The organism is Bradyrhizobium sp. LMTR 3 (genome assembly GCF_001693485.1).
Taxonomy (GTDB): Bacteria; Pseudomonadota; Alphaproteobacteria; order Rhizobiales; family Xanthobacteraceae; genus Bradyrhizobium.
Window position 1 is genome coordinate 283,049 of the sequence record NZ_MAXC01000051.1, and the last position, 25,674, is coordinate 308,722.

Annotated in this window: 20 protein-coding genes; 7 read left to right on the forward strand and 13 right to left on the reverse strand. The window is 62.4% G+C overall.

The genetic code is table 11. The features are described 5' to 3' along the window. Positions 1–7: 7 nt before the first annotated feature. From LMTR3_RS31660 to LMTR3_RS31705, 9 genes are all read right to left on the reverse strand, one after another. Positions 8–688: an endonuclease/exonuclease/phosphatase family protein gene (locus LMTR3_RS31660; RefSeq protein ID WP_065748869.1), complete on the reverse strand. Its 681-nt coding sequence runs from the start codon at positions 686–688 to the stop codon at positions 8–10. Then, on the reverse strand, positions 688–2,724 hold the full coding sequence (locus tag LMTR3_RS31665; protein ID WP_084029923.1) for a VTT domain-containing protein: 2,037 nt from the start codon (positions 2,722–2,724) through the stop codon (positions 688–690). Before LMTR3_RS31665 ends, LMTR3_RS31660 begins: the two co-directional genes overlap by 1 nt. A gap of 538 nt (positions 2,725–3,262) precedes the next feature. After that, positions 3,263–3,409 (reverse strand): hypothetical protein, encoded by a 147-nt coding sequence (locus LMTR3_RS38765; RefSeq protein WP_176722036.1) that lies wholly within the window; start codon positions 3,407–3,409, stop codon positions 3,263–3,265. A gap of 54 nt (positions 3,410–3,463) precedes the next feature. Continuing rightward, positions 3,464–5,026 carry a GNAT family N-acetyltransferase gene (locus LMTR3_RS31675; protein ID WP_065748871.1) on the reverse strand — a complete coding sequence of 521 codons (1,563 nt, stop codon included), beginning with the start codon at positions 5,024–5,026 and terminating at the stop codon, positions 3,464–3,466. A gap of 43 nt (positions 5,027–5,069) precedes the next feature. Continuing rightward, positions 5,070–6,434 carry an HlyD family type I secretion periplasmic adaptor subunit gene (locus tag LMTR3_RS31680; protein ID WP_065748872.1) on the reverse strand — a complete coding sequence of 455 codons (1,365 nt, stop codon included), beginning with the start codon at positions 6,432–6,434 and terminating at the stop codon, positions 5,070–5,072. A gap of 36 nt (positions 6,435–6,470) precedes the next feature. Further along, the gene (locus tag LMTR3_RS31685; protein ID WP_245320064.1) at positions 6,471–8,498 is read right to left on the reverse strand and encodes a type I secretion system permease/ATPase; all 2,028 of its coding nucleotides are present in this window, start codon (positions 8,496–8,498) and stop codon (positions 6,471–6,473) included. A 120-nt stretch (positions 8,499–8,618) separates the two neighbouring features. Next, positions 8,619–10,550, reverse strand: a complete 1,932-nt coding sequence (locus LMTR3_RS31690; protein ID WP_065748874.1) for a hypothetical protein — start codon at positions 10,548–10,550, stop codon at positions 8,619–8,621. A gap of 135 nt (positions 10,551–10,685) precedes the next feature. Next, on the reverse strand, positions 10,686–11,528 hold the full coding sequence (locus tag LMTR3_RS31695) for a hypothetical protein (RefSeq protein WP_065748875.1): 843 nt from the start codon (positions 11,526–11,528) through the stop codon (positions 10,686–10,688). Positions 11,529–11,829: 301 nt separating this feature from the next. Continuing rightward, entirely contained in the window at positions 11,830–12,552 is a 723-nt protein-coding gene (locus tag LMTR3_RS31705) for a hypothetical protein (protein ID WP_349643830.1), read from the reverse strand. Between the two features lie 178 nt (positions 12,553–12,730). Between LMTR3_RS31705 and LMTR3_RS31710 the strand changes: the two genes are divergently transcribed. Together LMTR3_RS31710 and LMTR3_RS31715 are read left to right on the forward strand one after the other, a co-directional pair. Then, positions 12,731–13,600, forward strand: coding sequence for a response regulator transcription factor (locus LMTR3_RS31710; RefSeq protein WP_065748878.1), 870 nt, complete (start codon positions 12,731–12,733; stop codon positions 13,598–13,600). A gap of 597 nt (positions 13,601–14,197) precedes the next feature. Then, positions 14,198–15,394, forward strand: coding sequence for an acetyl-CoA C-acyltransferase (locus LMTR3_RS31715; RefSeq protein WP_065748879.1), 1,197 nt, complete (start codon positions 14,198–14,200; stop codon positions 15,392–15,394). 60 nt (positions 15,395–15,454) lie between these two features. On the opposite strand, the gene LMTR3_RS31720 is transcribed toward LMTR3_RS31715, so the two are convergent. After that, on the reverse strand, positions 15,455–16,360 hold the full coding sequence (locus LMTR3_RS31720) for an RNA polymerase factor sigma-32 (protein ID WP_084029925.1): 906 nt from the start codon (positions 16,358–16,360) through the stop codon (positions 15,455–15,457). A gap of 435 nt (positions 16,361–16,795) precedes the next feature. Between LMTR3_RS31720 and LMTR3_RS31725 the strand changes: the two genes are divergently transcribed. Further along, entirely contained in the window at positions 16,796–17,089 is a 294-nt protein-coding gene (locus LMTR3_RS31725) for a hypothetical protein (protein ID WP_141686893.1), read from the forward strand. Between the two features lie 17 nt (positions 17,090–17,106). Here the strand turns inward: LMTR3_RS31725 and LMTR3_RS31730 are convergent, their stop codons facing one another. Continuing rightward, positions 17,107–18,471, reverse strand: coding sequence for a sensor histidine kinase (locus LMTR3_RS31730; RefSeq protein WP_065748881.1), 1,365 nt, complete (start codon positions 18,469–18,471; stop codon positions 17,107–17,109). An 80-nt stretch (positions 18,472–18,551) separates the two neighbouring features. Further along, the gene (locus LMTR3_RS31735; protein ID WP_065748882.1) at positions 18,552–19,229 is read right to left on the reverse strand and encodes a response regulator transcription factor; all 678 of its coding nucleotides are present in this window, start codon (positions 19,227–19,229) and stop codon (positions 18,552–18,554) included. A 303-nt stretch (positions 19,230–19,532) separates the two neighbouring features. Here LMTR3_RS31735 and LMTR3_RS31740 point away from each other — a divergent pair, with 303 nt between their 5' ends. Further along, positions 19,533–19,763, forward strand: coding sequence for a hypothetical protein (locus LMTR3_RS31740; RefSeq protein ID WP_065748883.1), 231 nt, complete (start codon positions 19,533–19,535; stop codon positions 19,761–19,763). 262 nt (positions 19,764–20,025) lie between these two features. Continuing rightward, positions 20,026–20,397: a hypothetical protein gene (locus tag LMTR3_RS36965; protein ID WP_084029926.1), complete on the forward strand. Its 372-nt coding sequence runs from the start codon at positions 20,026–20,028 to the stop codon at positions 20,395–20,397. Positions 20,398–20,625: 228 nt separating this feature from the next. Here LMTR3_RS36965 and LMTR3_RS31750 read toward each other — a convergent pair whose 3' ends face one another. Further along, positions 20,626–21,309 (reverse strand): hypothetical protein, encoded by a 684-nt coding sequence (locus LMTR3_RS31750; protein WP_141686894.1) that lies wholly within the window; start codon positions 21,307–21,309, stop codon positions 20,626–20,628. 40 nt (positions 21,310–21,349) lie between these two features. Between LMTR3_RS31750 and LMTR3_RS31755 the strand changes: the two genes are divergently transcribed. Both LMTR3_RS31755 and LMTR3_RS31760 read left to right on the forward strand, forming a co-directional pair. After that, positions 21,350–22,528 carry an efflux RND transporter periplasmic adaptor subunit gene (locus tag LMTR3_RS31755; RefSeq protein ID WP_065748886.1) on the forward strand — a complete coding sequence of 393 codons (1,179 nt, stop codon included), beginning with the start codon at positions 21,350–21,352 and terminating at the stop codon, positions 22,526–22,528. Further along, the gene (locus LMTR3_RS31760) at positions 22,525–25,635 is read left to right on the forward strand and encodes an efflux RND transporter permease subunit (protein ID WP_065748887.1); all 3,111 of its coding nucleotides are present in this window, start codon (positions 22,525–22,527) and stop codon (positions 25,633–25,635) included. Before LMTR3_RS31755 ends, LMTR3_RS31760 begins: the two co-directional genes overlap by 4 nt. The last annotated feature ends 39 nt before the right edge of the window (positions 25,636–25,674 follow it).

A 25,674-nucleotide genomic window follows, 5' to 3' on the forward strand; every position in this document is an offset into this window, starting at 1 on the left:
CACACCTCTACTCCGGAAACGCAACATCCGCGATGACGGGAAGATGGTCCGAATAGGAGCGCGCCTTGCGATCGGTCCAGGCCGAACGGATCACGAGATCGGGCGAGGCGTAGATTCGGTCGAGCCGCATCATCGGCAAGCGCGCCGGAAATGTCCGTAGCCGCGTTCGGACCGGGCAAATCCGCGCCAGCACGCCCCGCACCGATTTCACCCAGAACCAGTCATTGAAATCGCCGAGCACGAGCGTCCGCGTCGGCTGCACCAGTTCGGCCAGGGCATGCGCCTGGGCGTGCCTTTCATGGATACTCAGCCCGAGATGCGTGGCAATGACCCTCACCTCGCCATAATCAGACAAAATGCGCGCGGCAATGGCCCTGCGGGGCTCCCGCTCCTGATACGAGACGTCGGAAATTTTCGGGGGCTCGGCGAACGGCCAGCGGCTCAGCAGCACCTGTCCATAGTCGCCGTCCTCGGTGACGATCGATCGCGCATCGACGCTGTGGTCGCCGACGGCTTTCGCCAGAAGGGCAAAGGGATCGTCGGTTCTCCCGCGCGAGTCGACCTCCTGCAGGGCCACGATATCAGGCGACCAGTGGCGAATGACGGAACAGACGCCATCCAAATCAAACCCGGGATTGAGGTGGAAGATGCCGTGGACGTTCCACGTCATGATGCGAACCGTAGCCATCACGTTCTTCGTCCCGCCAGCCAGGTCACCAGGAACTGCACGCCAAGGCACAGTGCGATCCAGGCGAGAATCGCCAACGCCAGCAGCAGCGCATTGATCCAGGAGGCGTTTCGCGCCAGATCCGCGATCTGCGCGCCGAGCGCGGCCATCACAGCGATTCCGGGCGCCATGCCGAGCACGGTGCCGAGCACGAAATCGCGCAGGCTCAATTTGCTGGCGCCCGCCACCACGTTCACGATCGAGAACGGGGCGATCGGCACCATCCGGATCATGGCGACCGCCATGACCCCCTTGCCGATGATGCCGCTCTGAACCCGGGCGGCCCGGCGCCCGAGCAACCGCTGCAATCGCGCCTGGCCCAGCACGCGGCCGATCGAAAACAGCGTGAGCGCGCTGAGCAGCACGCCGGCGCTCGCGCTCAGGAAACCCATCCACGGCCCCAGCGCCGCAGAGGTCGCGGCGATCAGTACCAGCACCGGAAAAACCACCAGCCCGCCGACGACGAAGGCGGCAATCGCGAACAGCGGCGCGAATTGCGACCGCGCGGGTTGCGAGATGATCGAGGAGACGAAGCCGACATCGGCGAAATCGCGCAGCGATGTGTACTGCCAGGCCAGCGCGAGGCCGGCGAGCGCCGCAGCGAGGCCGGATACGGCCAAAATGGTTCTTGCCGTCCACATGCGATTGGCGGCACGGTCGAGGTGAAGCGGTTCCCTGGGATCGGCGACGGGCTGCACCATGACCGCTACGCCGCCGACCGACGCGGCCGGATCGATCGGCTGCAGCGATTTCGGGCTGTCGTCCTCCGCCAGGCGGTCCAGAAATCCAAACAGGTCGGCTTCGTGGCGTTCGATTTCGCGTTCATCGACGCCGCAGAAATGTCCGATCAGACGACGGCGAAGCCAGGCGAGATATTCACAATGCGCGTCGGAGGTCGCCTCGAAGACCAGGTCGCATTCGGTGTCCGCCCCCATCGAGCGATTGTTGAGGTTGGCCGATCCCACGCGCAGCATGCGATCGTCGACGATCATCACCTTGCTGTGCACCATGACCGCGGCCGCCTGCTCGGCATCCCGCGTCGATGGATAGACAAAGCGGACCCGGTCCATAACGCCCGCCGATACGAACCGGGCGATAAATCCGCCGCGCCCGCTCTGCATGGCCTGCGATTCGAACCAGGACGAATGCATCTTCGGCATGACGATCAGGACGCGAAGCTGCGGCACGTCCAGCATCCGTTGCGCGAGGAGGCGCGCGATGTCGGTGGCGCTGGTGAACTGGTTTTCGATATAGATGAAGCGGTCGGCCGCGTTGATGGACGCTTCGAACAGCCGCGCGACCTCGTTCACGCCGTCACCGCGCGCGGTGGCTATCTCGGTCCGGGCGATGCCCACCGTCATTCCCCGGCACTGCACCGGAACCGAGGCAGGCCAGCGCTCGCCCTTGGTCGCTGCGGGTCTTTCCGTCGTGCAGCCGGCAGCGCGCCACCTGTTCTCCGCCACTTCCGTCAGGCTGGCCGCAGCTTCGCCATCCACCATGCACTGCACGTCGTGAAACGGCGGATAGGGCTTGCCGTCGGGATCGGTACGAAGCGGATGATGCGTCTCATGCGCGCTGGTGTCCCAGCGCCGGATCGTCAGGTCGAGACCGCCGACGAAGCCAAGCGCACCGTCAATGACGACGATCTTCTGATGCTGCGCTGAGCCCAAGGGAAGGCTGGAGTCGAAACAAAAGCGCAGCCGGTCCGACGCGTGCGCGGTGAACTTGGCGGCCGAATTCCACTCCCGCTCGGCGGCGTAGAGGGCAGGGAAATTCCAGATCAGGATGTTGATCCGCAGATCGGGCTTCGCCTTTAGCAGCGCTTTCAGAAACGCACCGAGCTCTTGCGGATAGCCGTCATCTGCGTACCCGGAGGGCCCGACAAACCGGGTCTGGCTGTGGATGTCCCAGCCGATGATGTACACCTGCCGCGTTGCGAGCAGCAGCGCCTCCCGCAAAGCGGCGAAATATGCGGCGGCATCATTGAGGATTGTCAACCGCCCTGCCTTGCACCTTCTCCAGACGGTTTCGCCAGGAATGAGGATGGATGAGCTTTGCAGCAGACGGCACCTCGGCAACAGAATGAGAAAACCCGTTCGGGATCACGAACGAATGTTCGCCCGACACCAAATCCAACGATCTGCAGGCGCGACAGTTCCAGCCAGGCGGAACTTGCCGCCGTCCCTCCGCCTTCCGCGCGCTGGATCACCAGACACGCGGCAGCGACGGCTACTCCTATCGGCAAGATCCTGGGGGCGTAGCGTTCCGGCCCGGTCGGGAGACACTTTCTTCCTCAACCACCGGTTCGACGTAGGTGCTGTGCAGCGAGATCGGCGACTTGAAGCCGTCGAACATGATGCGGACGGTGCTGCGATAGCGGCCGGAGCCGATGATCACCCCTTCCCGGCCGGCGAACTTTGGGCATCGCGCCGCTCCGAGCGCGCTCATCCTGACGCGTGTCCGTTCAGGCAACGAAGTCCGGTGATCGGGTGGCCGTTTGGGCAATCGCATCCTTGGCCAGGCGCCTTCGCCGGCTCATCTATGCGCCGGAGAGGAAATACGTTCGGTCTCGAATGCATGGCGGGAAATCCACGGGCGCACCATGCGATGGACGAACGGCGGCGTCCCGGACGTCATCGCGGCCGTCAGGCAACGACCGACCTTTATTGTCATCGTGAGCATGCCGTCCTCCTCCCCACCGCGTGCTGCCAACGGGACAATTCAGACAATTCTGCCTTACGCCGAGATGGAGTTTTCGCGCGCAGCCCGCCTGTCCGGGATGCTGCGCCAATCGCGCCACTTCCTCACCGACGGTCCGCTCGCCGGTTCTATCGCGGCCAGTAGCGCAGCATTGATTTCCGCCAGCCGCCCGAGCTTCGCCATGCATCTGGCAACCGCGACGAACCCGTCCGGCGAATCCGGCTGCAGCCGCATGAACTCGAGATGCTGACGCAGCGCCTCCTCGTACTGACCGAGGCTTTCACAGACCTGGCCCAGGCACTGCCATGCCTTGGCCGCATCGGGGCGAACCGTCGTCAAGGTTCGAAACAGCCGCTTTGCCGCGGTGAAATCGGTCTTCGCCGCCAGCAACTGGCCCAGCCGGTGCAATGCGTCGGCGTGTTTCGGCTGCACGTCCAAAATCCGCCGATAGCCCATTTCGGCGTCGGCAGTCTTCCCCTTCCGGTGAAGTGCGGTCGCCTGTTGCAGGACGTCAGGGATGCATCTGACGTCGATCCTGCCGCTGAGATTCTTGCCGTTCCTGGTCTCCAGAACCGTGCCAAGGATCTTGCGCTCCGCGCAGCCGAACGAATATTTGTACGGCTCGTTTCCGCGTAGGAAGTCGTACTCGGTATAGCCGAGCTCGATCGCGTGGCGAATGCTGAAGGCATGCAGCATCACACCCGGCGGCGGTCCATCGAACGTCTCGTCGCGTCCGGTCATGTAGAACGAGAAGGTGCGCTTGCGCGGATCCACCAGCGTGGCCAGCGCCGCGACGGCCCGGTCGCCGTGCCAGAACGTCGGCAGGTACACCTGGCCGGTTTCAAAACTGCGCGTCAGCATGACGCCGTTCGACTGAACCAGGCTATCGACTCGATCTCCCTTCCGAGGGCGCCACTTTGTCTCCCAGAATCCCAGCAGGGTCTTGAGATCCTGCGCGAACGTCTCGGGCGTGGCAACGGTTACTCGATACTCACCCTTCGCGTCGACCTGCTTCAGAAGACGCCGGATCTTCTGCCTGGTATTGGGACTCAACGATTCGAGATAGGCATCCCAGCTCTTCGGCAGCGTGACATACGGGCACAGACCGTTATCGATACCGTCGACCTTGTTGATCCTGTTGAGCTCGGTGTAGCGATAGCCGGCTTTCGGAAAGCAGGCCAGCAGCAACCGCACGCGCCGCTCCGACATCCGCAGATTGTCCAGGTTGAGGCGCGTCCAGTTCATCTGCCTGACGTAGCGGGCAAAGGCGGGAATGACCTTGTTCTCCATCTCGGGCCTGCAAATCAGGCCGGTGTAGTCGGCGGCGAAATTACCTGCCATCCGCATGTCGCTGACGACGTCGGATTTCTCGATCCTGATCTGCAGCCGCAAGGGAAAGAACGCCACGTAAGGCAGATCGGCGGCGTCACCGGCCTTCGCCGCCAGGATGAACCATGGTCCCGGGATGCAGGACAGCCAACCGTTGAGCCACTTCCACGACAGGAATATCTGCGCTTCGTCGTCCGCGTCGTAGACGGCGTTCCAGTTTTCCTCGAGTTTCGCAAGCGACGGCAGGTCTTCGATGATATCGATATGCACGGCGGACGCCTTTCAAGGTGCGTGTTGAGTTCCTGTCGTGTGCCTAGCGCTCCCGGAATGCGCGCATAAAGCTGTCGTAGATGGGCCTCATGAGGTACTGGAAGAACGTGCGCTCCGCCGTCTTGATGTAGACCTCGGCGGGCATGCCGGGCGTCGGACTGAAGCCCGGTAGATTCCGGCTCTCTTCGCTGTTGAGCCTGACGCGGACGAGATAGATGTCGGTCGGCCCGACCTGCTGGGACTTCTTTTCGTCCGCGAGCGTATCGGCCGACAGGTACACGACGTCGCCGGAGACCATCGGCGTGATGCGCTGGTTCAGCGCCGTCAGCCGCACCATCGCGGCCTGTCCATGCTTGACGCTGTCGATGTCCTGCGGCCGCAATCGCGCCTCGATGATGAGTTCGTCCTTCACCGGCAACAGCTCCATGATGTTCTTGCCGGCCTCGACCACTCCGCCCCGCGTATGATAGCGGAGCTTGACCACGACGCCGCGCACCGGGGCCGTGACGCGAACCCGATCGAGTACGCCCTTGGCGCTCAGCATTCGCTCGCGGACGTCGGCCAGTTCGCCGCGGACCTCGTGCATCTGTTCGACCGCGGTCTTGATCGCGGTCTTGCGCACGCCGTTGATCTGCTCGAGCGCGCGCGCGATGCGTTCCTTGGCATCGCCGACGTCGCCCATGATGCGGCCGACCTCGCCTTCAAGATTGGCCTTTGTTCGCTGCAGCACCATCAGTTCCGGTTTGCGCACCAGTCCGGCCTGCACCAGACGATCCTTGGTCACGATCTCCTCGTCGAGCAGCACGATCTGCCGCTTGACCGCTTCCAGTTGCACCCGCGACCCCCGGATCCGCTCCTCCAGAGCGTTGATGCTCTCCTGAATACTCTTGACGTCGCTGTTCAGGTTGTTGCGGCGCGCCGCAAACGTCATCTGCTGACTGTCCACGATTTCCTTCACTTCGGGCGACTTGTTCAGCCAAGCCACGACCTCGGCAGGAAGCGTGATATCCGACTCCTCCCTCATCTCGGCCTGCAGCCTTGCATCCATGGCCGACAGACGGATGCGGCGCAGGAACAGCCGCTGCAACTCCGCGCGCGCCGCCGTGTCATCGAGTTCGAGCAGCGCTTGTCCGGCCTCCACGGTGTCGCCTTCGCGCACGAAAATCTCGCGGATCATGCCGCCCTCGAGATGCTGGACGATCTTGTTCTGTCCGGTAGCGACGAACACGCCCGACGCGACCACGGCGCCGGCGATCGGCGCCGTGTTGCCCCAGACGCCGAACCCCATCACCACCACGGCCATGATCAGCGCGCCGGCAACCGTTGGGAATTTGGTCGATCGCGGCAGCGAATCGTACCAGGTGCCTTGTGATACTGCGGAGTGGTCCGCAATTTTCCTATTGGCCATCGCGTAACCTCGTTGCTGTCAAACCGGCTGACGTCCCTATGAATTCAACGCAGGAGGAGGATCGCCGTTGGGGATATTGTTCGGCTTGCGGCCGGTGATCATGGGAATGATCTCGTCGCGGGTTCCGAACGCCTGCACCGCGCCCTGATGCAGGATCATGATCTTGTCGACGCTCATCAGCAGCGCCGCGCGCTGCGTGATCGTCACTACCGTGATCTGCTTTTCCTTGGCGCGCAGCAGCGACTTGGCGAGCGCCCGCTCGCCATTGGAGTCCAGGTTCGAGTTCGGTTCGTCGAGCACGAGCAGGCGCGGGTTGCCGTAGAACGCGCGCGCCAGCCCGATGCGCTGCCGCTGGCCACCCGACAGCGGACTGCCGTCCATGCCGACGATGGTCTCGTAGCCCTGGGCGAAGCTCGAGATCAGTTCGTGCACGTCGGCGGCTTCTGCCGCGTCGAACACATCCTCGTCGCGGGCGTCTTCGCGCATCCGGCCGATGTTGGCCTTGATGGATGCAGGGAACAGTTGCACATCCTGCGGCAGGTAGCCGACACTCTCGCCGAACTGGCGTGGATCCCAGTTACGCAGATCCATCATGTCCAGTCTCACGCTGCCGGCGGTTGGAATGATCGATCCGACCAGCATGCGGGCCAGCATGGTTTTGCCGGTACCGGAGTCTCCGACAATGGCAAGGGATTCTCCAGGCTTCAGTTGAAAGCTGATTCCGTTCAGGATCACCTTCTTGTTCGGCGGCGGCACGTAGAGAATGCGCTCGACGCTGAGGTACCCTGCCGGACGCGGCAGCCGGAGCCGCTCCAGGTTGAGCGGCGAGTTCAGCAGCAGGGATTTGATGCGGACATAGGCTGAACGCGCCTGCACGAAGTTGCGCCAGCCTTCGATGGTCCCCTCCAGCGGCGCCAGCGCGCGGCTCGCCACGATCGAGGCGGCGATCACCATGCCGCTGGTGATCTCGTTTTCCAGCGACAGCCAGGCGCCCCAGCCGAGGATCGCGATCTGGGTGCACAGCCGCAGGAATTTCGACACGCCCGTCATCACGATGTTGAGATCCTGCCCGATCACCTGTGCCTTCAGGGACTCCACGGTTTCGCGGCCCCACACCTGCACGCCTTCGGGAATCATGCCCATGGCGTTGATGACCTGGGCATTGCGGGCCATCGATTCCGCCTGCAGGTTTGCCCGGGCGCCGTAGTTGTTGGCCTGGTTGAACGGTACCGCGGTGACCCGCTGGTTCAACATCGCCACAACGACCAACGCGACGCCTGCACCCAGTACGATGAATCCGAGTTGCGGATGGATCAGGAACACGACGGCGAAATAGACCGGCGACACCGGAGCATCAAACATCGTCAGCAATACCGGGCCGGTAATGAACGCGCGCAAATGCTGGAGGTCCGCCAAGGTCTGGAATTCGCGGCTGGATCCGCTCTGCGCGGCCTTGGCGGCTGCGCTCAAGACCGGTCCACCTAATCGGGCCTCGGTTTCCACCGCAACCCGCATCAGGATGACGCGGCGCATCATATCCATGAGCACATGCGCTGCGATCGCGACGACCACGATGATAGTCAGCATCACCAGCGTGTCCGTGCTGCGGCTGGTCATCACGCGATCTGACATGTTGAACAGGTAGATCGGAATCGCCAGCACCAGCAGGTTGACCGCGATCGAGAATATCCCCACGGTCACCAGGTTGCGGCGGGCACTCGCAAGGCCCTTGCCGAGTACGTCGCGAAATTCATTGTCGCCGGAACGCTTTTGGAGCCGCGGCGTGCCGCCACCGCCTCCGCCGCCACCCCCGCCGGAGGAGCCGCCACCGCCCCTGTTGCCGCCACGCTGCAACGGGGGCGCAGGAGTCTGCTGCTCAATCACGACGGTGGATCCCGGTGCCGGGGTCTTGGCTTCCTCCCGCAGGGAGGGCTCGACCGCCGGTGGGTCCGCGACCTTGGCTACGGCCGGAGACGCCTTCTCGTCCGCAAGTACGACCGGCGGATCCTTGGCATGCGGAGGGGGCTCATCAAACCATGGACGAAGCGGAACTAGCTTTGCCATATGCGGCGTTGCTTCGTCATACTCTCTCAAGCGCCAGGTCCCGGCTGCGCCTGGACGATCATCCCAACCCCACATTTGGAAACTCCGTTACTTCCAATAAACAAAGCATCCTGCTTGCCGCTAATGCAGCACGCTTGCCATCGGATCTGCTTGCACCGAATTGGTAACGACAGCCGGGCTCGCGTTTGTCTGGTCCTGGGTGTCGTCGACGAACGCGATAAGTTCAGTCACCAGGGTATCGGTATCGCCATTGACCGCGTCATCCTGGTCCACCGGCAGCAAATTGGCCTGCACCAGAATGGAATCGGTGTAGACTTCGCCCTCGACGTAAATGACGTCGGGATTGACATCGACAATCGCAGCATCGTTGGCGAGTTCATTGCCGCCGGTGCTGGCCGACTGCGTTACGTCGGCGTCAGGATCAAGCGCCATCAGATCGGGCGACGGCTCGTTCTGCAGTTGATACAGCACGTTGATGTCGGAGGTGATGTTGGTCTGCCAAACCGCATTGATGTCGTAGTAGTCTCCCTTGACGTAGAGCACGCGCAGAGGGCCGCCATTGCCGGCGATGATACTGCCCAGCTCGGGATCAATCGATGTCACGCCGGAGGCCAGCAGATCCAGGATCTGCTGGAGCCCCGGGGTCAGCCCGTCGAAGGTGTCGCCGCCATAATTCTCGATAGCGCCCTCGTTCAACAGGCTGTTGTGACCTGAATTCACCGATTGAGACGGATCGGTGCCGTCGGCCGACATCACGATATTGTCGTTGTTCAACAGGATGTTGTTCTGGAAGATCACGTTCATGCCGTGATAGGCGCCCTCGATGATGATCAGGTCGTAGTGAATCTCACCATCAAAAATCTGAGCCAGATTGCCGAGCTGATTGTGGCCGCTGACGAGATTGTAGTGGCCTTCGCTGCTGACCTGCGTTGCCACATCGTTGTCGGAGAGATAGTTGGTTTGGCTCACCGTATTGACGCTGTAGTAGTCGCCGTCGACCACATCGACGATCCAGTTCGGCCCCGCCCAGTAGGAGGGGAGGTCGGCATAGATGCTGGGGTTCTGGACGAAATTGGCGATGTTGGTCGCGACATTGCCTTCGCTGGTCACCGATGGCGTGCCCTCCCCGCCCGACACGCTGACCTCATCGTTGTCGACGGTCGTGTTGGTCTGGAACATGGCATCGGTCTTGAAGTAATCCCCCAACACCACCATGGTGCGGGCGCTCTCGCCAATATCGACCAGCAGCGCCGCGTTGATGCTGTAGTTGCCGCCCATCGACGCCCATTGGCCGATGCCGTCGCCGGTGTCCGGCAACTCCTTCAGCTCGATCGGCGGCCTCGGCTCCGTTGGCGGTTCCTGCAGCTCGCCGTTGACATAGTAACCGGCGGGCACCGAATGCTCATCCGGCGTGCCGTCGCGGTCTGCCCAGGCGGCGTCGTGGGTGATCAGGAAATCCGTCGCGCCGGCATCGTTCTGCGGCATCCACCAGTCGGTGGGAATCTCGGCGCTGGCATTGGCCACCAACTGCTCGATGGTGGCCATCGCATCGCTGTTGAGGCTCATGATCAAGGGCTCGGCCGCAACCAGGAAATCCGCCGGTAGATTGAAGTCCTCGTCACGCATGAAGTTGTGCTGGTGGACCGTAAGCTGAATCTCCGCGCCGCCGTCCTCGTACTTCACCCTGATGTTAAACTCGCTGCCGCCTCCGCCGCCACCACCACCTCCTGGCGGCAGCACGATGTTCGGTTTCGGCGGCGTCGGAAAGAAATCGAAATCGGGGTCCTGCGGGCCTTTGAGCAGCTTGAGTGGACGACCGCGGATCATATCCATCGGATCGTCGGCTATCACTTCCGGCACCGGGCTTGCCGCGCTGTCCATATCCTCCGGCGCGTAGCGATGGTGGTAGTTGGGTCGCAGCGTCGTGTAGTCGCCGGAGGGGCCGGGTCCGGGCGTCTCATCGTACTGGATGCGATCGCGAGCGATGTCCTCGAAGATCTGCATGTATCCAGCGAAATGGGAAATGATTTCGACGAAACTAGCTGACGCCATGGGAGCCTCCCCTGTCGCCGCGACCGTTAGGGCCGCGCGGCGACCCCACAGTTCTTGTCGGCAACTGCGGCGACTGAAATGAAAACTGGGAAAAAATGACCCGCGCGGCTAACGCCGCGCGGGTCGAACGCAAAACTAACCTACGTCGTCATCGCTGAATGTGGTGCCAGCAGCCTGGATGGTGATGCTGTTGAACTGGATGTTCGCACCCTGCGTGATGTTCTGGTCGAAGGCCGACTGGTTGATGGCTGCATCGGCGCTCGAAGAGACGTCGGCACGCGCTCCAATCTCGCCGGAGTCGATCCTGGACGTTCCGCCCTCGATCTTCGCCTCCATTTCGAAGCCTGCGCCCGGATGACCCCATGTTCCGCCGCCGCCGCCGTTGTAGTTGGCAGACGAAGCGTTGGTGTCTTGATCGACCAGGTTGTTGACCTGATCAATGTTGAACTGGTTGCCGTCTTCCATCTTCTGGTTCACCACGTCGGGCATGACGATAGAACCCTGCGTGGTGAAGTTGTAGAGATCGATGACCGGGGTGCTCAGGCCGCTCGTATCCACATCGACATCCACGTCGACATCGACATCCACCTTGCTCTCGACGGTGTTTTCGATCTTGTTTTCGATGTCGTTGTCGATCTTGTTGTCAACCTCATTGTCGACCTTGTTGTCGAGGTCGTTATCTACCTCGTTGTCGACCTCGTTCTTGTTCTCATTGAAGTTGAGGTTCCCGTTGGCGCTCCAGTTCTCGTTCTCATTCTTGTTGTCATTGTCGTTGTCGTTCTCGTTGTCGCTCTTGGATTCGAGCGACTGAACCGCGACCTGGAATTGGCCCTGGCCCTGACCCTGGCCTTGACCCTGGCCCTGCAATTGAGCCTGGAGATTGGCCTGCGCCTGCAACTGATCTTGCTTCTGGTCCTGGTCCTGGTCCTGGTCCTGCTTCTGGTCTTGTTCCTGGTCGTTGGGATCCCAAAAAGCCATGACGTGCTCCTGTGGCTTGGAGCATCGCGGGCGGAACGGAGAGCGCTGATCTTCTATGTCTGCGGTCTTCGAAGCGCGGCGGTGCTCTTCAACGTCGGTTGTTCCGACTGCCGGCATCTCGCCTTATTGCGGGCGCCAGCGTCGTCAGGATGCCGCCACATCTTCGCCAACAACATGCACGCATTCGATCTTCAGTTGTATCTTGCGATATCAACTATCGACACGGTCGACGCTCAGAACGAATGGATGTTGGAGTGAACAGCAGCGGGACGAGACATGACACCCGTCATCGCCGGACCGTTTAAGCCGCATCGCGCGGCACGCTTTGTGGCTTCACGCCGTGAACATGTGCTTCAAGGCGCGGCAGGAGATCCCAGATCTCGCGGTTGATCTTCGTCATTTCGTGGATCGTCCGCACCATCTCTTGTAGACGGCTTTCGTCCAGCGCCTTGATCTCTCCGAACCTCAGGCTCGCCTTTGTTTCCATCAATCGCATCGATTGCGTGTGGGTGATGGCGCCCGAGGAATCGAAAATAAACATGCAATGATTCAACTCATTTCGAACCTTGGTCGATTCCGAGAAGCGTTCGATGAGAGCCGTCAGACTCTTGGCGAGAGCTTTGTCGGTCACCCTGATCTTGGCCAACCGCTGGATCAGATCGAGCCTCGCGCGGGTCGTATTCAGCGTGGCGAACACGACGGCGGCCGACGCTTCGTCTGTCCGCAACAGGATCATCAGAACGTAGATGAAAAGACTTTCGTTATTCGACCAGCTACAGATCAGGTTGCCAATCAAGGCGAGAACGAATGTGCGGCGATCGGCGGAAGCCGGAGCAGCGGCAGCCAGCACTTCGAAATCCGGTTTTGGGGGCAGCTTGCTGACAAACATCGTATGGTTCCGCGCCCTGCGAGGCCGACAATGATACCATCGTACCTGCTCCGTCACGGCAGTCGTACGTATCGAAAGATATATTAGCCAAGGTTGCGGGGGACGGCTTTTTGCAATTGGGGAATGAAAAAGCACACTTTAATGACCGATTCTTGACGAGATTCGGCCACATTTGGTCTCCTTGGCATCCCCCGTTAGCGAGGGTAAAGTTTTTTTGAACAATTAAGATGCCGAGTGAACTAATTCACAGCGACTGTGTGCGGTTCTGAAGGAATCTATCGATATCATCGGTATTAAAATCCGGGGGCGCGTTATGTCAGTCCCACGCAAGAAGACTGTATTTATTGTAGACGCAATGGCCTTTCGACGAGCTCGAGCGGAGAGCTTCTTAAGTCCTTGGGCCAGCAACGAGCAAGTCGAGCTGATTTCGCTCGATCCCGATGAGGCGCACATAAGGCTTATCGAGCGGAGCGAATGCGAGATGCTGATTTACAGCGTCGGCACCCCCTCTCCCCACGAGGTCTTCACCGAGATACAGGTGCTGCATACCCTTCGCCGGGAGGCGGCACTCGCCATCATCTCCGACGATGAACATCCCGCCACCGTCCTCGCCGCGATCCGTTGCGGAGCCCGGGGCTACTTCAGCAATTCCATGGCGCCCGAGCTTGCGTTGCACGCCCTTTCATTCGTCCTCCATGGCGGCACCTACTTTCCGGCAACCGCCATCCTGGCCAGCCAGACCTTCAGTCCGCCGACGCCTCTCGAATACAGACAACCGGACCTGTCCCAGGAGCAAGCGCTTCCGGAGCCGGAACAACAGACGCAGGCGCCCCCTCTGGGGCCGGAGGACGGTCCTTACGACCAGCCAGGGTCCCTCTTCGACGGTAAGGCGGTACAGCGCGACCATGGCCTAAACGGCGCGCGGCACGCGCCCGAGTTTACCGGGCGGCAGTACGCGGTGCTCGCTTGCCTCTGCCAAGGCGATCCCAACAAGGTGATCGGTCGCAAGCTCGGCATGACCGAAACGACGGTGAAAGTCCATGTCCGCGAAATCATGCGCAAGCTGGGCGTGAGCAACCGGACCCAAGTCGCGATCGCCGCGGCGCGCGTCTCCTTCGACAGTCCCGTCGAACTGATTACTCCGGATTCATCCATGACGGTCAGGTCATCCATATCTCACTAGCGATTATTTTCGGCATTACGCCAGTTGCCATTGGGCCATCCTGGATCGGCGCTTCTGCGATCCGCACACAAGAAATCACCTGTAGAAAAGAAACGGCGCCCGGACTGACTTCGGATGTGGGGCCATGGGCGCGTCATGGGGCGCTCGTCGAAGTTCAGTTATCGGAGTGGATTGCATCGTCCCTCGCGGAAATGAAACAGGGAACCGGTCGCTGTCACAATAAGCGCGTTCGAGCAGATAACGGATCATTGGTGATAATCCTTACGATATAGGGAAACGAAGGATAGGGCGCCGGGGGAGGTCTTCGCCCTCGCCTCGTTTCCCTGTCATCGCTCCTGCCGGAACTCGCGGGCCATTTCTCCGGCGACCTGTCAGCCAGAGCCTTTTCGGTTCTGATTGAATCAGAACCGGGCTCTAGATTGTTGTTTTGACGCGTTTTCTTGACGCGAACCGGTGTCCACCCCGGATCAAGTCCGGGGCAGGCTTTCGCTGGAAAACGCTCTAGCGCCTCGTTGCGGAAAGCGGCGGCATCCCATTGCAATGCCGCAATATATGATTATCGTCATACAAATATCCGATCGAACAGGAGAATCTCCAATGGCCGCAAGCCCCGATCCCGTCGTCATCCTTTCCGCCGCCCGCACGCCGCTTGGCCGGTTCATGGGTGAGTTGTCCCCCTTCAGCGCGCACAGGCTCGGCGCTCACGTGATCGGCGCGGCTCTGGAACGGGCGAAACTCGCGCCGGAGCGGATCGAGGAGGTGTTCATGGGCAACGTGCTACCGGCCGGACAGGGCCAGGCGCCGGCACGCCAGGCCGCGCGCGGCGCTGGACTGCCTGACGCCACCGGCGCCACCACGGTCAACAAGGTGTGCGGCTCCGGCATGAAGGCGACGATGCTGGCGCACGACATCATCAATGCCGGTTCAGCTTCGATCGTGCTATCCGGCGGCATGGAGAGCATGTCGAACGCGCCCTATCTGCTGGCCAAGGCGCGCGGCGGCTATCGCGCCGGGCATGACCGGATCATCGATCACATGATGATGGACGGGCTGGAAGACGCCTACGAGACCGGCCGCTCGATGGGCGACTTCGGCGAGGCCACCGCGGAGGCCTATCAGTTCACCCGCAAGGACCAGGACGCCTACGCGATGGAGACCTTGACCCGCGCCCGCAAGGCGGTCGAGGGCGGCGCGTTCAGGGCCGAGATCGCGCCGATCACATTGGCCGAGAAGGCGGGCCCGCGTGTCGTCGCCAATGACGAGCATCCGCTCAAGGTGGATCCGGCGAAGATTCCCGGATTGAAGCCCGCGTTCCGCAGTAACGGCACCATCACGCCGGCCGCCTCTTCCGCGAACGCCGACGGCGCCGCCGCGCTGGTTCTGGCCAGACGCTCGCTGGCCGATCACGACGGGCTGCCCGTGCTCGCCGAGATCATGGGCCACGCCACCCACAGCCAGGAGCCGCAATGGTTCACCACCGCGCCGATCCCGGCGATCCGCAAGCTGCTCGACAAGGTCGGCTGGGCTGTTTCCGACGTCGACCTGTTCGAGATCAACGAAGCGTTCGCAGTGGTGGCGATGGCGGCGCAGAAGGATCTCGGCATTCCCGACGAAAAGCTGAACGTCAATGGCGGCGCCTGCGCGCTCGGCCACCCGATCGGCGCCACCGGCGCGCGACTGATCGTGACGCTGCTGCATGCGCTGGAAGCGCGGAACCTAAAGCGCGGTATCGCTGCGCTCTGCATCGGCGGCGGAGAAGCGACCGCGATCGCCGTCGAGCGCGCCGCACGCTGATTGGGCCGTCGGAAGGACTGCGAGCGGCGCGAAGGGTGTCGCTCGCCGTTTTCCGACCCCTCAAGCTGCAAGGGAGGCATGTCTCAAGCGCCTTGTCGCCGCACGCCTGACCTTTTCGAAGGCTAAAGCTTCGATCTGCCGCACGCGCTCGCCGGAAATCGACAGTTCACGCCCGAGTTCTTCCAGACTCGGCGGATCCTCGCGAAGCCGCCGGGCCTCGAACACGTGGCGCTCCCGCGCCGTCAGAACATCGAGGGCCGAATGGAGCGCCCTCGCCCATTGCCCGCCTTCATCCTGCTCGGCGATCATAGCCTCCGCGTTCGGCGAAGGGTCGACCAGCCTCGCTTCCCATTCGGTAGGCCCGTCATCATCGACGGATGCATTCAGGGAAAGGTCGCCCGTCAGACGGCCGTTCATCTCGATCACATCGCGAACAGGGACCGCGAGTTCCCTCGCGACGGCCTCGGCCACCTCCGGCGTAAGGCCCGTCCTGTCGCCTCCGAACTTGCGCATGGCGCGCCTGAGCCCGAAGAACAGCTTCCGCTGAGCGGCCGTCGTCCCGATCTTGACCAGCGAGCGCGACCGCAGAATGTAATCGTGGATCGCGGCCTTGATCCACCACAATGCGTAGGTGGAGAACCTCGCGCCACGGCCCGGCTCGAAATGCGAGGCCGCGATGACGAGGCCGAGATTGGCCTCCCCGATCAGATCGGCAAGCGGCAGGTCGTATCGCTGGTAGCGGCGCGCCACCTTGGCCGCGAGCCGGAGATGGCTGGTGACGAGCGCATCGGTAGCGCTTCGGTCTCGATGCTGCTGCCAGCGCCGGGCAAGCTGCTGCTCGCGCGTCGGTTCAAGCAGAGCGTATCGCTTGATGAGTGCGGCATATTCATCGACGATATCTCGTGATCTGTCTCCAGTCAGCGGCTCGCGCCTGTCTGACAGTATGGTCGTGCTGTGGGCGTTCATCGGTGGCTCCAATCCATCGGGTCCGGCAGACAGACCCTAGGAGAAGACGCCGCGATGCAGCCATTAAATTGGAATTGAGGAATCTAAATTCGCTGTTAGCGTCCGCGCCGCTTTGGTCTCGATTTCAAAATCGCACGATCTCGTTTGAGGCGAGATCGCGAAATCTCGATCGGTGAGCATTCGCGCGCTCGTGCGAATTTCAAACGACCGCTTCCCTGCAAACGCTTTGCACGACAGATCAAGACCAGTTGAGCTTTGTAAAAGGCAATTTAGTGGGACGAGGTCGCGCCCGCCCTACATCTCCGTCATGCATCCGCTGCCTGGATGCAGCCTCAAGCGAGCAGTTCGTATTCGAAAAGAACACGCGCCCGTTGCGGCATGCGACCGCGCATGCGCGTCCAGCGAATTGCCGCATAGATGATATGGAGAAAGACAATGACCTCGATCAAGAGCATCGCTGTCGCAGGATTGCTGTCGATGATGGCGGCAGCGCCCGCCTTCGCGCAAGAAGCCATCCAGGAGCCGGGCAATTTTGCGTTTTTCTATCCCAATCTGGACGTCCTGAATGGCGGCGCACCCACGCCGGCTTACAGGATGGAAGGGCTGCCGCCCTCGGTGATGCAGGCCTATAACGAAAGGGAAAGCGGCATGGCCGGCCCCAGCGTCTGGCAGCATCGGCGTGTACACCACGCATCCCGCACCGAGCATGATGGCCGCCGGCATGGATGACGTTGGCGGATAGCGATCTATGTCCGGCCACCTTCCTCATCGGGGCAAACGATCTCCACCCGGCCTCCCGGGCCGGCGTGGATGATCAGGCGAAAGCCGTGGAGCTTCACGATTGCCGAGACCAGGTTGAGTCCGAGGCCGATGCCCGGCGTATTGCGAATTTTGTCCGAGCGATAGAACCGGCGCAACACCGCTTCATGTTCCTGCGCGCTGATCCCCGGACCCGTATCTGTCACACGCAAGATGGTCTCGCCCTCGCCGCGCAGCAGCGCGAGTTCGACCCTGCCGCTCCGGGGCGTGAACTTAATGGCATTGTCGACGAGATTGGCCACAGCCTCCAGCAGCAGGTCGCGATCGCCGCGCACGGAAACCTTGTCGGCTATGGTCACGCTCAGCGCGATCTGCTTGTCTTCGGCGATCGGCTCGTACATGTCGCAGACCTCGCGCAGCATGTCGCCGAGCGCAACGTCGCCGAAGGCGGACGACCGGCGGCTGTTCTCGATCTCGGCGAGCCGCAACAGCGCCGTGACGATCGACAGCGACTGGTCAATGCCGGCGATGGCCTTGTCGACAACCTCCTGGAGCTGCGCCAGGGTCGGCGCGTTGGTACGGCCGCGTTCGAGCGTCAGACGAGCGCGCGTCAGCGGCGTTCGCAAATCGTGGGCGATGTCGTTGCCGACGCCGGCCAGCGCGTTGATCGTGGTCTCCAGCTCATCGAGCATGCCGTTTACGATGGCGGCAAGCCGCGAGAACGGCTCATCGGCGTTGCTGTGCGGCAGCCGCTCGTGCAGATCGCCTGCGATGATGCGCTGGACCCGCAAATTGACCTGCTCGACCCGCCGGCGGGCGCGCGCGCTCAGCCAGGCGCCTGCGAGCAACCAGAGACAGAACGCGGGCAACAGGCCGAGCGCGAGCGCGGCGCCGACGACCTTGAAGACCTCGGTGGTTTCGTCGACGTTCCGTCCGATCACCAAAATGTCGCCGTTATCAAGGCGACGCGCGACGGTTCTGACCGATGTTGGGCCGGCTTCCTTGCTATCGAGGCGCAGCAGCGGCACGCTGCGCGCCGGAGCGCCGATATCGAGCCTGTCCGGCAGCGCCGCGACGTTGCCGGCAAGACGCTTCCCCTTTGCGTCGAACACGCCGGAGAACTGGACGCCGCGCGAATCCTGTTCGAGATGATCGTCGAGCGCGCCGATCATGCGCTCGCGCGGCAATCCTGCAAAGAAGCCGGCCTGCGTCGTGATCATGCGATCGGAACGCGCGATCAGGTAGTTGTCGATGCTGAAGTAGATGAAGGCGAATAGTACGATGACAACGATCGCAAACAGCGCCGCCAGTGCGGCGGTCCAGTGAAACGTCTTCGAGCGGATGAACTGCAAGTGAAGCTTCCCGAACCTGCCGTCCGATTACCCTGCCGGCCCGACGGCGCGGGCGCCCCGGCACAGTCGCTATGCATCCGTCAGGGCACGGCGTGCAGAATGAACCCCGCGCCGCGTACATTGTGAATCATCGGGGTGTCGCCGGGGCCGTCGACCTTGTGCCGCACGCGGCCCATATGAACGTCGACCAAATTGGTGGCCGGAACGAATTTGTAGTTCCAGACCTCCTCGAGCAGCATCGCCCGCGTCAATAGCTGGTCGCTTCGCCGCATCATGTATTCGAGCAGGCGAAACTCGCGTGGCAAAAGGTCAATCCTGCGCTCGCCGCGCCTTGCCGTGCGTTCGATCAGGTCGAGCTCGAGCTGTCCGACACGCAAGGTCGTTTCCCGCGTTTCCGGCGGACGGCGGAGCAACGCCTCGATGCGCGCGACGAGCTCGACGATCGCAAACGGCTTTGTGAGGTAGTCGTCACCGCCCATCCGCAAGCCGCGCACGCGGTCATCGACCGCGCCAAGTGCGCTCAGCACCAGCACCGGCGTGCGCACCTGGTCCTTCCGCAGCGACTCGATCACGGTGAGGCCATCCATCCCCGGCAGCAGGCGGTCGACGATCATGGCATCCGGCCGCAGGTCGCGCGCCTTGGCAAGGCCATCCAGCCCGTCAGCCGACCATTCGACCTCGAAGCCGCGATCGGCCAGCTCGGCGGTGATTTCCCCCGCCGTCTCGTTGTCGTCTTCTATGAGAAGAACCTTTGTCATCCGATCGGTCCGATTGCCATCAAGATATCCGCTCGCCACAAGGTGACAATGATATGCCGGCCAGCCGACAAAGCCAGGGCGACGCCCGCATGCCCCAAACAGTTAGCTCGCGGCGGCGCGCGGCGCCAATAAATTGCGATTTAATGAAAGGCGGGCGTGTATTGCCTCGTCCAGCCGGCGCGATTTCGGTTCACGGCGAGTTGAAAGCACGTGAGGCGATATTCCCTTTGGACGAGGACGAGCCGGCCGCACGTCACAGCAAGAAGCCAGTCCGGCTTCCCTCTCATCGAATGGAGAAAACCCATGCGCAAAGTGAAACTCCTGTCGGCTGCGCTCCTCGCCGCAGCCACCCTCGCCACGCCGGCCCTCGCCGCCCCGCACATGGCCCGGCACGTCGTAACCAATGACAATGCGGGCGTAATGTCGGTCATGCATCGTAACGATGGCAATAGCTGCGTCCGCGCACCGGACGTCGGCGCTTTCGCCACGGCACCCTGGACCGCTCCGCCCTGCGAGCCGAACACGGGTTACTGAGCCGCGAACGCTGCGATGTGACAACGCCCCATAACGGGTTGGCGGGATTCCCCGCCAACCCGTTCTTCTTTGCCATGCGCAAGGAAGCTCGCCCTCGATGTCCGTACAGCGCCGCTCTGGTTCGTGAACGCCACTAACATCGAATTTAATGGATGCGTTGTGCACCGCACCTACCTGTCACCCATCCGACGTTTGGTCCGCGCGACCCGCTGAAGCTCGCGCGTCACAGCGCCGAACAATCTGGCTGAAAAGGAGTATCACGATGAAACGGATGATCACGATACTGGCGACAGCTCTTCTCGCGTCGAGCCTGATGGCGGGCGCGGCCGAAGCCCGCGGTGGTGGCGGTGGCGGCGGTCACGGCGGAGGTTTTGGCGGCGGCCATATGGGCGGCGGCTTTGGCGGCGGCGCCCATTTCGGCGGCATCGGCGGCGAACATGTCGGAGGCTTTGGCGGCAGCCACATCGGCGGCATCGGTCATTTTGGCGAGCACGGCTTCGGGCTGCACCAGCACGCCGCGCACCGCTTCGGCGGATACGGACCGGGGTACGGCTACGGATACTACGGTTATCCCGATTGCTACGACTGGTACTACCTGCACCCCTACAGCCCATTGCCCCTGAGCTGTAGCTGAACCCGCCGCGCAGGACCCTGCGCGCGGGCTGTCGGTTCGGAGAACGTCTTCCTGCTTTCTTCAAACGTCCTCCGGACCGATCCCCCCAACAGTTCGAAAGATATCGCGTGGACGTCGCGCCACGCGTTGTCGTGCCGGTCGAACGGTACTGGAGAGCAACATGAAACGCTTCCTGATAATCACGGCAGCATCTGCCTTGCTGTGCGGCCCGGCCTTTGCGCAGCAGGCTCAGGTGATGCCGACGCCTTTGCTGGCGGCGACCTCGCCACTGGGCATGGTGCCAAGCGCGCCGGTCGGCGGCACCGGCATCCCGCTCGGCGCAACGGAAATCGCCTCACCCGGTGTGAGTCCCGCACCGGCCGACCAGACTGGCACAATCGGCAGCACCGTGTGCTCGACGATCGGCACGGCACCGTCGACGATGTTCGGATCGGCTGCAACCTTCGACGGCGGCGGCGTGGCAGTCGGGACCGTCACACCGCAGAGCACGATGTCCGCGATGCCGATGGCGGGAGCGCCAAATTCGTCGGGAATGTCGTCATCGGGCATTCCGCCGACATCGGCCCTGATCGACACCTCGGGTACATCGAGCATGTGCGGCGCCGGCTCGGGCAGTCTAGCAGCATCATCGACGCCGATGTCTCCGGTGGCGCCGGGCGGCGTGGCGCGAACCGGCATTCCAATGGGTTCGACGGAGATCGCCAATCTCGGCGTCAGCTCCGCCGCGGCAGTGCCGACCATCGGCGTCGCGCCCACCGTCAGCACCATCGCCTCAACGGTCCCGACGGTGCCCGCCCTCACGCTGCCGGCGCCGAATACGACCGCCGTCGCCGCGTCCACCGACGCCATCACAGGGATACCGAACATCACAGGGGCGCCGAACACGATACCAGGCCTATCAACCGCCGCCACGATGTTCCGTTGAGCGGAAGCCCACGTGCGAGAAGCAGCCATGAAAATGAAACTTGCAATACCCGCCGTCCTGTTCTGCGCCGTCGCCGCCGGCGGCCTTCTCTACTTCACGCAGGCCAATGCGTTCAAAGCCGCTGTCGCCGCCGCGCCGCCACCTCCGGTTCCGATCGTGGCCGGCGTGGTCGCGCAGCATGACGTGCCGATCTATCAGAACGGCGTCGGCACCGTGATCGCATACAACACCGATGTCGTGCGAGCCCAGATCCAGGGCCAGCTCATCAGCATCAATTTCACCGAAGGGCAGACCGTCCATGCCGGCGACCTGCTCGCGCAAATCGATCCGCGCCCGTACCAGGCCCAGATCGACCAGTTCGAGGGCAATCTGGAGCGCGACCAGGCCCAGCTCACCAATGCCCGCGCCAATCTCGCGCGTTACAACCAACTCGGCGACAAGGGCTGGGCCACGCCGCAACTGATCGAAACCCAGAAGGCGCAGGTCGGCCAGTTGGAGGCCGCGATCAAGACCGACCAGGCGCTGATCGAGGCGGCCAAGGTGCAACTTAGCTACACGCGGCTGACTTCGCCGATCGACGGCGTCGTCGGCATTCGCCAGATCGATGTCGGCAACATCATCAACCCGACGACGGCCAACGGGCTCGTCGTCGTGACGCAGCTCGATCCCATCTCGCTGATCTTCACGCTGCCGGAAGGCGTGCTGCCGCAGATCCTCAAGCAACAGCAAGCGACCAAGACGCCGCTTCCGGTCCTGGCCTATAATCAGGATGACACTCTCCAGCTAGGCCGGGGCGAGCTCGCGCTGGTCAACAACGAGATCCTGCAGACGACCGGCTCGATCCAGCTCAAGGCAACCTTTCCCAACAAGTCTCGCGAGCTGTGGCCCGGTGAACTGGTGAATGCGCGGCTGCTCGTCACGACCCGGCATAACGGTCTGACCGTCCCCGCGTCGGTCGTGCAGCAGGGGCCGAACGGCGCCTATGCCTATGTCATCAAGCCCGACAGCACGGTAGCGATGCGCCCCGTCAAGGTCGCACAGATCACCGATGGCGAGGCGCTGATCGATACCGGCCTGAAGGCCGGCGAGCAGGTCGTCGTCGACGGACAATACCGGCTGCAGCCGGGCACACATGTCACGCTGCTGCATGGCGAAGCAGCCGAGGAAGCAGCGGCACAGCAAGCACAACAGGCGACGATCCCATGAACATATCCGCGCCCTTCATCCACCGGCCGATCGCAACGGCGCTCCTGATGGTCGGTCTTCTGGTCGGCGGCCTCATCGCCTACCCGCTGCTGCCGGTCGCGGCGTTGCCGAATGTCAATTATCCGACGCTGCAGGTGACGGCGCAGTTGCCGGGCGCGGATCCGCAGACCATGGCGGCGTCGGTAGCGACACCGCTCGAACTCCAGTTCGGGCAGATTCCGGGTCTCCTCCAGATGACGTCGGCGAGCGCACTCGGCTTCACCCAGATAACGCTACAGTTCGATCTGAACCGCCAGATCGACGGAACGGTCAGCGACACGCTGTCGGCGATCAACGCCGCGAGTCCGTTTTTGCCGCCCGGCATTCCCTACCCGCCCACCATCCGCAAGGTCAACCCGGCGGACACGCCGATCCTGGTGCTCGGTTTCACTTCGGACAGCCTGCCGCTAACCACCGTGGATGCTTACGCGGAAAACATTCTGCTGCAGAAGATATCGCAGATACCGGGCGTCGGCCTCGTCGGCATCGGCGGCCAGCAGAAGCCGGCCGTGCGCGTGCAGCTCGATCCGCAGGCGCTTGCCGCGCGCGGCATCAATCTCGAGGACGTCCGCACGGCGCTCGGCCAAGCCAATGTCGATTTGCCGAAAGGCACGCTCAACAGCCCGCGCCAGACCTATACGCTGAACACCAACGATCAGCTCCTGAAGGCGGAGGACTACGCCAATCTCGTAATCGCCTATCGAAACGGCTCGCCGGTTCGCATCCGCGACGTTGGTCGCGCCGTCAGCGCGCCGGAAAACGACCTGATCGCCGGCTGGTACAACAACCGGCGCGCCGTCATCCTGGCGATCCAGCGCCAGCCCGGCGCCAACGTCATCGACACCGTCGAGCGGATCAAGGCGGAAATGCCGGTGCTACAGGCCTCGATCCCGCCCGCGATCAAGGTCAATGTCATCTCCGACCGCACCGATACGGTTCGCGCATCCATCCACGACGTTCAGTTCACGCTGATGCTGACGGTTGCGCTGGTGGTGATGGTGATCTTCGTTTTCCTGAGGAACTTCTGGGCGACGGTCATCCCGGCGGTCACCGTTCCACTGTCGCTGATCGGCACGCTCGCTGTCCTCTACGAGCTCGGCTACAGCCTCGACAACCTGTCGCTGATGGCGCTGTCGATCGCCGTCGGCTTCGTGGTCGACGACGCCGTGGTCGTGATCGAGAACATCGTGCGGCACATGGAGGGCGGCGCCACGCCATTCGAGGCGGCGCTGAAGGGCGCCGGCGAGATCGGATTCACCATCATGTCGATCACGCTGTCGCTGATCGCGGTGTTCATTCCGCTGTTCCTGATGGGCGGATATGTCGGGCTGCTGTTCCGCGAATTTGCCGTCACCGTCAGCGTAGCCCTGGTGCTGTCGCTCCTGATCTCGCTGACCTTGACGCCGATGATGTGTGCGCGGCTGCTCAAGCCGGAAAACAGGACGCACGGACGGCTGTTCCGCATCCTCGAAAGTGGCTTCAATTCACTACTCGGAGTCTACGAGGCCGGTCTCAAGATCGTGCTCCGTCACCGTTTCATCACCCTGTTGACGATGTTTGCGACCATCGGGCTGACCGGCTATCTCTACGTCGTGATTCCCAAAGGCTTCTTTCCGCAGCAGGACACCGGGCTGATCATCGGCCTGTCCGAAGCCGCGCAGGATATTTCCTATCAGGCGATGACCGAGCGCCAGCAGGCGCTGCTCAATGCCATCACGCGGGATCCGGCCGTCGCGTCCGTCGGATCGGCGATCGGCGCCGGCGGCGGCAACACCACGGTCAACAATGGCCGCATCTACATTGCGCTCAAGCCCTACAAGCAGCGCGACAGCATGGAAACGGTGCTCGCCCGCCTGCGCACCAGCCTGGCCAAGATTCAAGGCATCACGCTCTATATGCAGGCCGCGCAGGACATTACCATCGGCGGGCGCGTTTCGAAAACCCAGTATCAGTACACGCTCGGCGATGCCGATCCCGGCGAGCTGAATCACTGGGCTGCGCTGTTCCTCGACAGGATCAAGAAGGTCCCCGGCATCACCGACGTCGCGACCGACCAGCTCAATTCCGGTCCCCTGCTGGATATCTCAATCAAACGCGAGGTGGCTTCGAGCTACGGCATCCTGCCCTTCACCATCGACAACACGCTCGATGACGCCTTTGGCCAGCGCATCGTCTCCACGATGTACACGACCCTGAACCAGTACCACGTGATCATGGAGGTCAATCCGAAATTCCAGTATTCGCCCGAGGCGTTGACCGGAATCTATGTCAAATCCTCCACCGGCCAGGAAGTGCCGCTATCGACGCTGGTCGACAGCGTGGTCAAGGTCGCCCCGCTCGTGGTCAATCACCAGGGACAGTTTCCGTCGGTGACGATCTCCTTCAACCTGCTCCCCGGCACGGCGATCGGCCAGGCGACCAGCGCCATCCAGAATATCGAGAAGCAGCTCGGCAAACCGCTTTCGCTGCAGACCAGCTTCCAGGGTAACGCACAGGCGTTCGGCGATTCGTTGTCAACAACGCCGATCCTGATCGTGGCGGCGCTGTTCGTGATCTATCTCATCCTCGGCATCCTGTATGAGAGCCTGATCCACCCCATCACCATCATTTCGACGCTGCCGTCGGCGGGGCTCGGAGCACTGTTGTTGTTGATGGCGGTTCACCTCGATCTCAGCGTGATCGCGATCGTCGGCATCATCCTTCTGATCGGCATCGTCAAGAAGAACGGCATCATGCTGGTCGATTTCGCCCTCCATGTCGGCCAACAGGAGCAATTGTCGGCGGAAGACGCCATCTATCGCGCCTGCGTCATGCGATTCCGGCCGATCCTCATGACCACGATGGCAGCCATGCTTGCTGGCGTTCCCATGATGCTCGGCACCGGCGCGGGCTCCGAGATACGTCAGCCGCTTGGCTACGCCATCGTCGGAGGACTGGCCGTGTCGCAGCTTCTCACGCTGTATACGACGCCGGTGGTCTACATCTATCTCGACCGACTGCAGACCTGGCTGTTCGGCAAGAAGAAGCCGGCGATCGAGGACGGCGCCAAGCCTATGCCGGCCGAGTGACGGGAGTTCCGGCCGTTCAGTGAGACGCGATGAGATCCA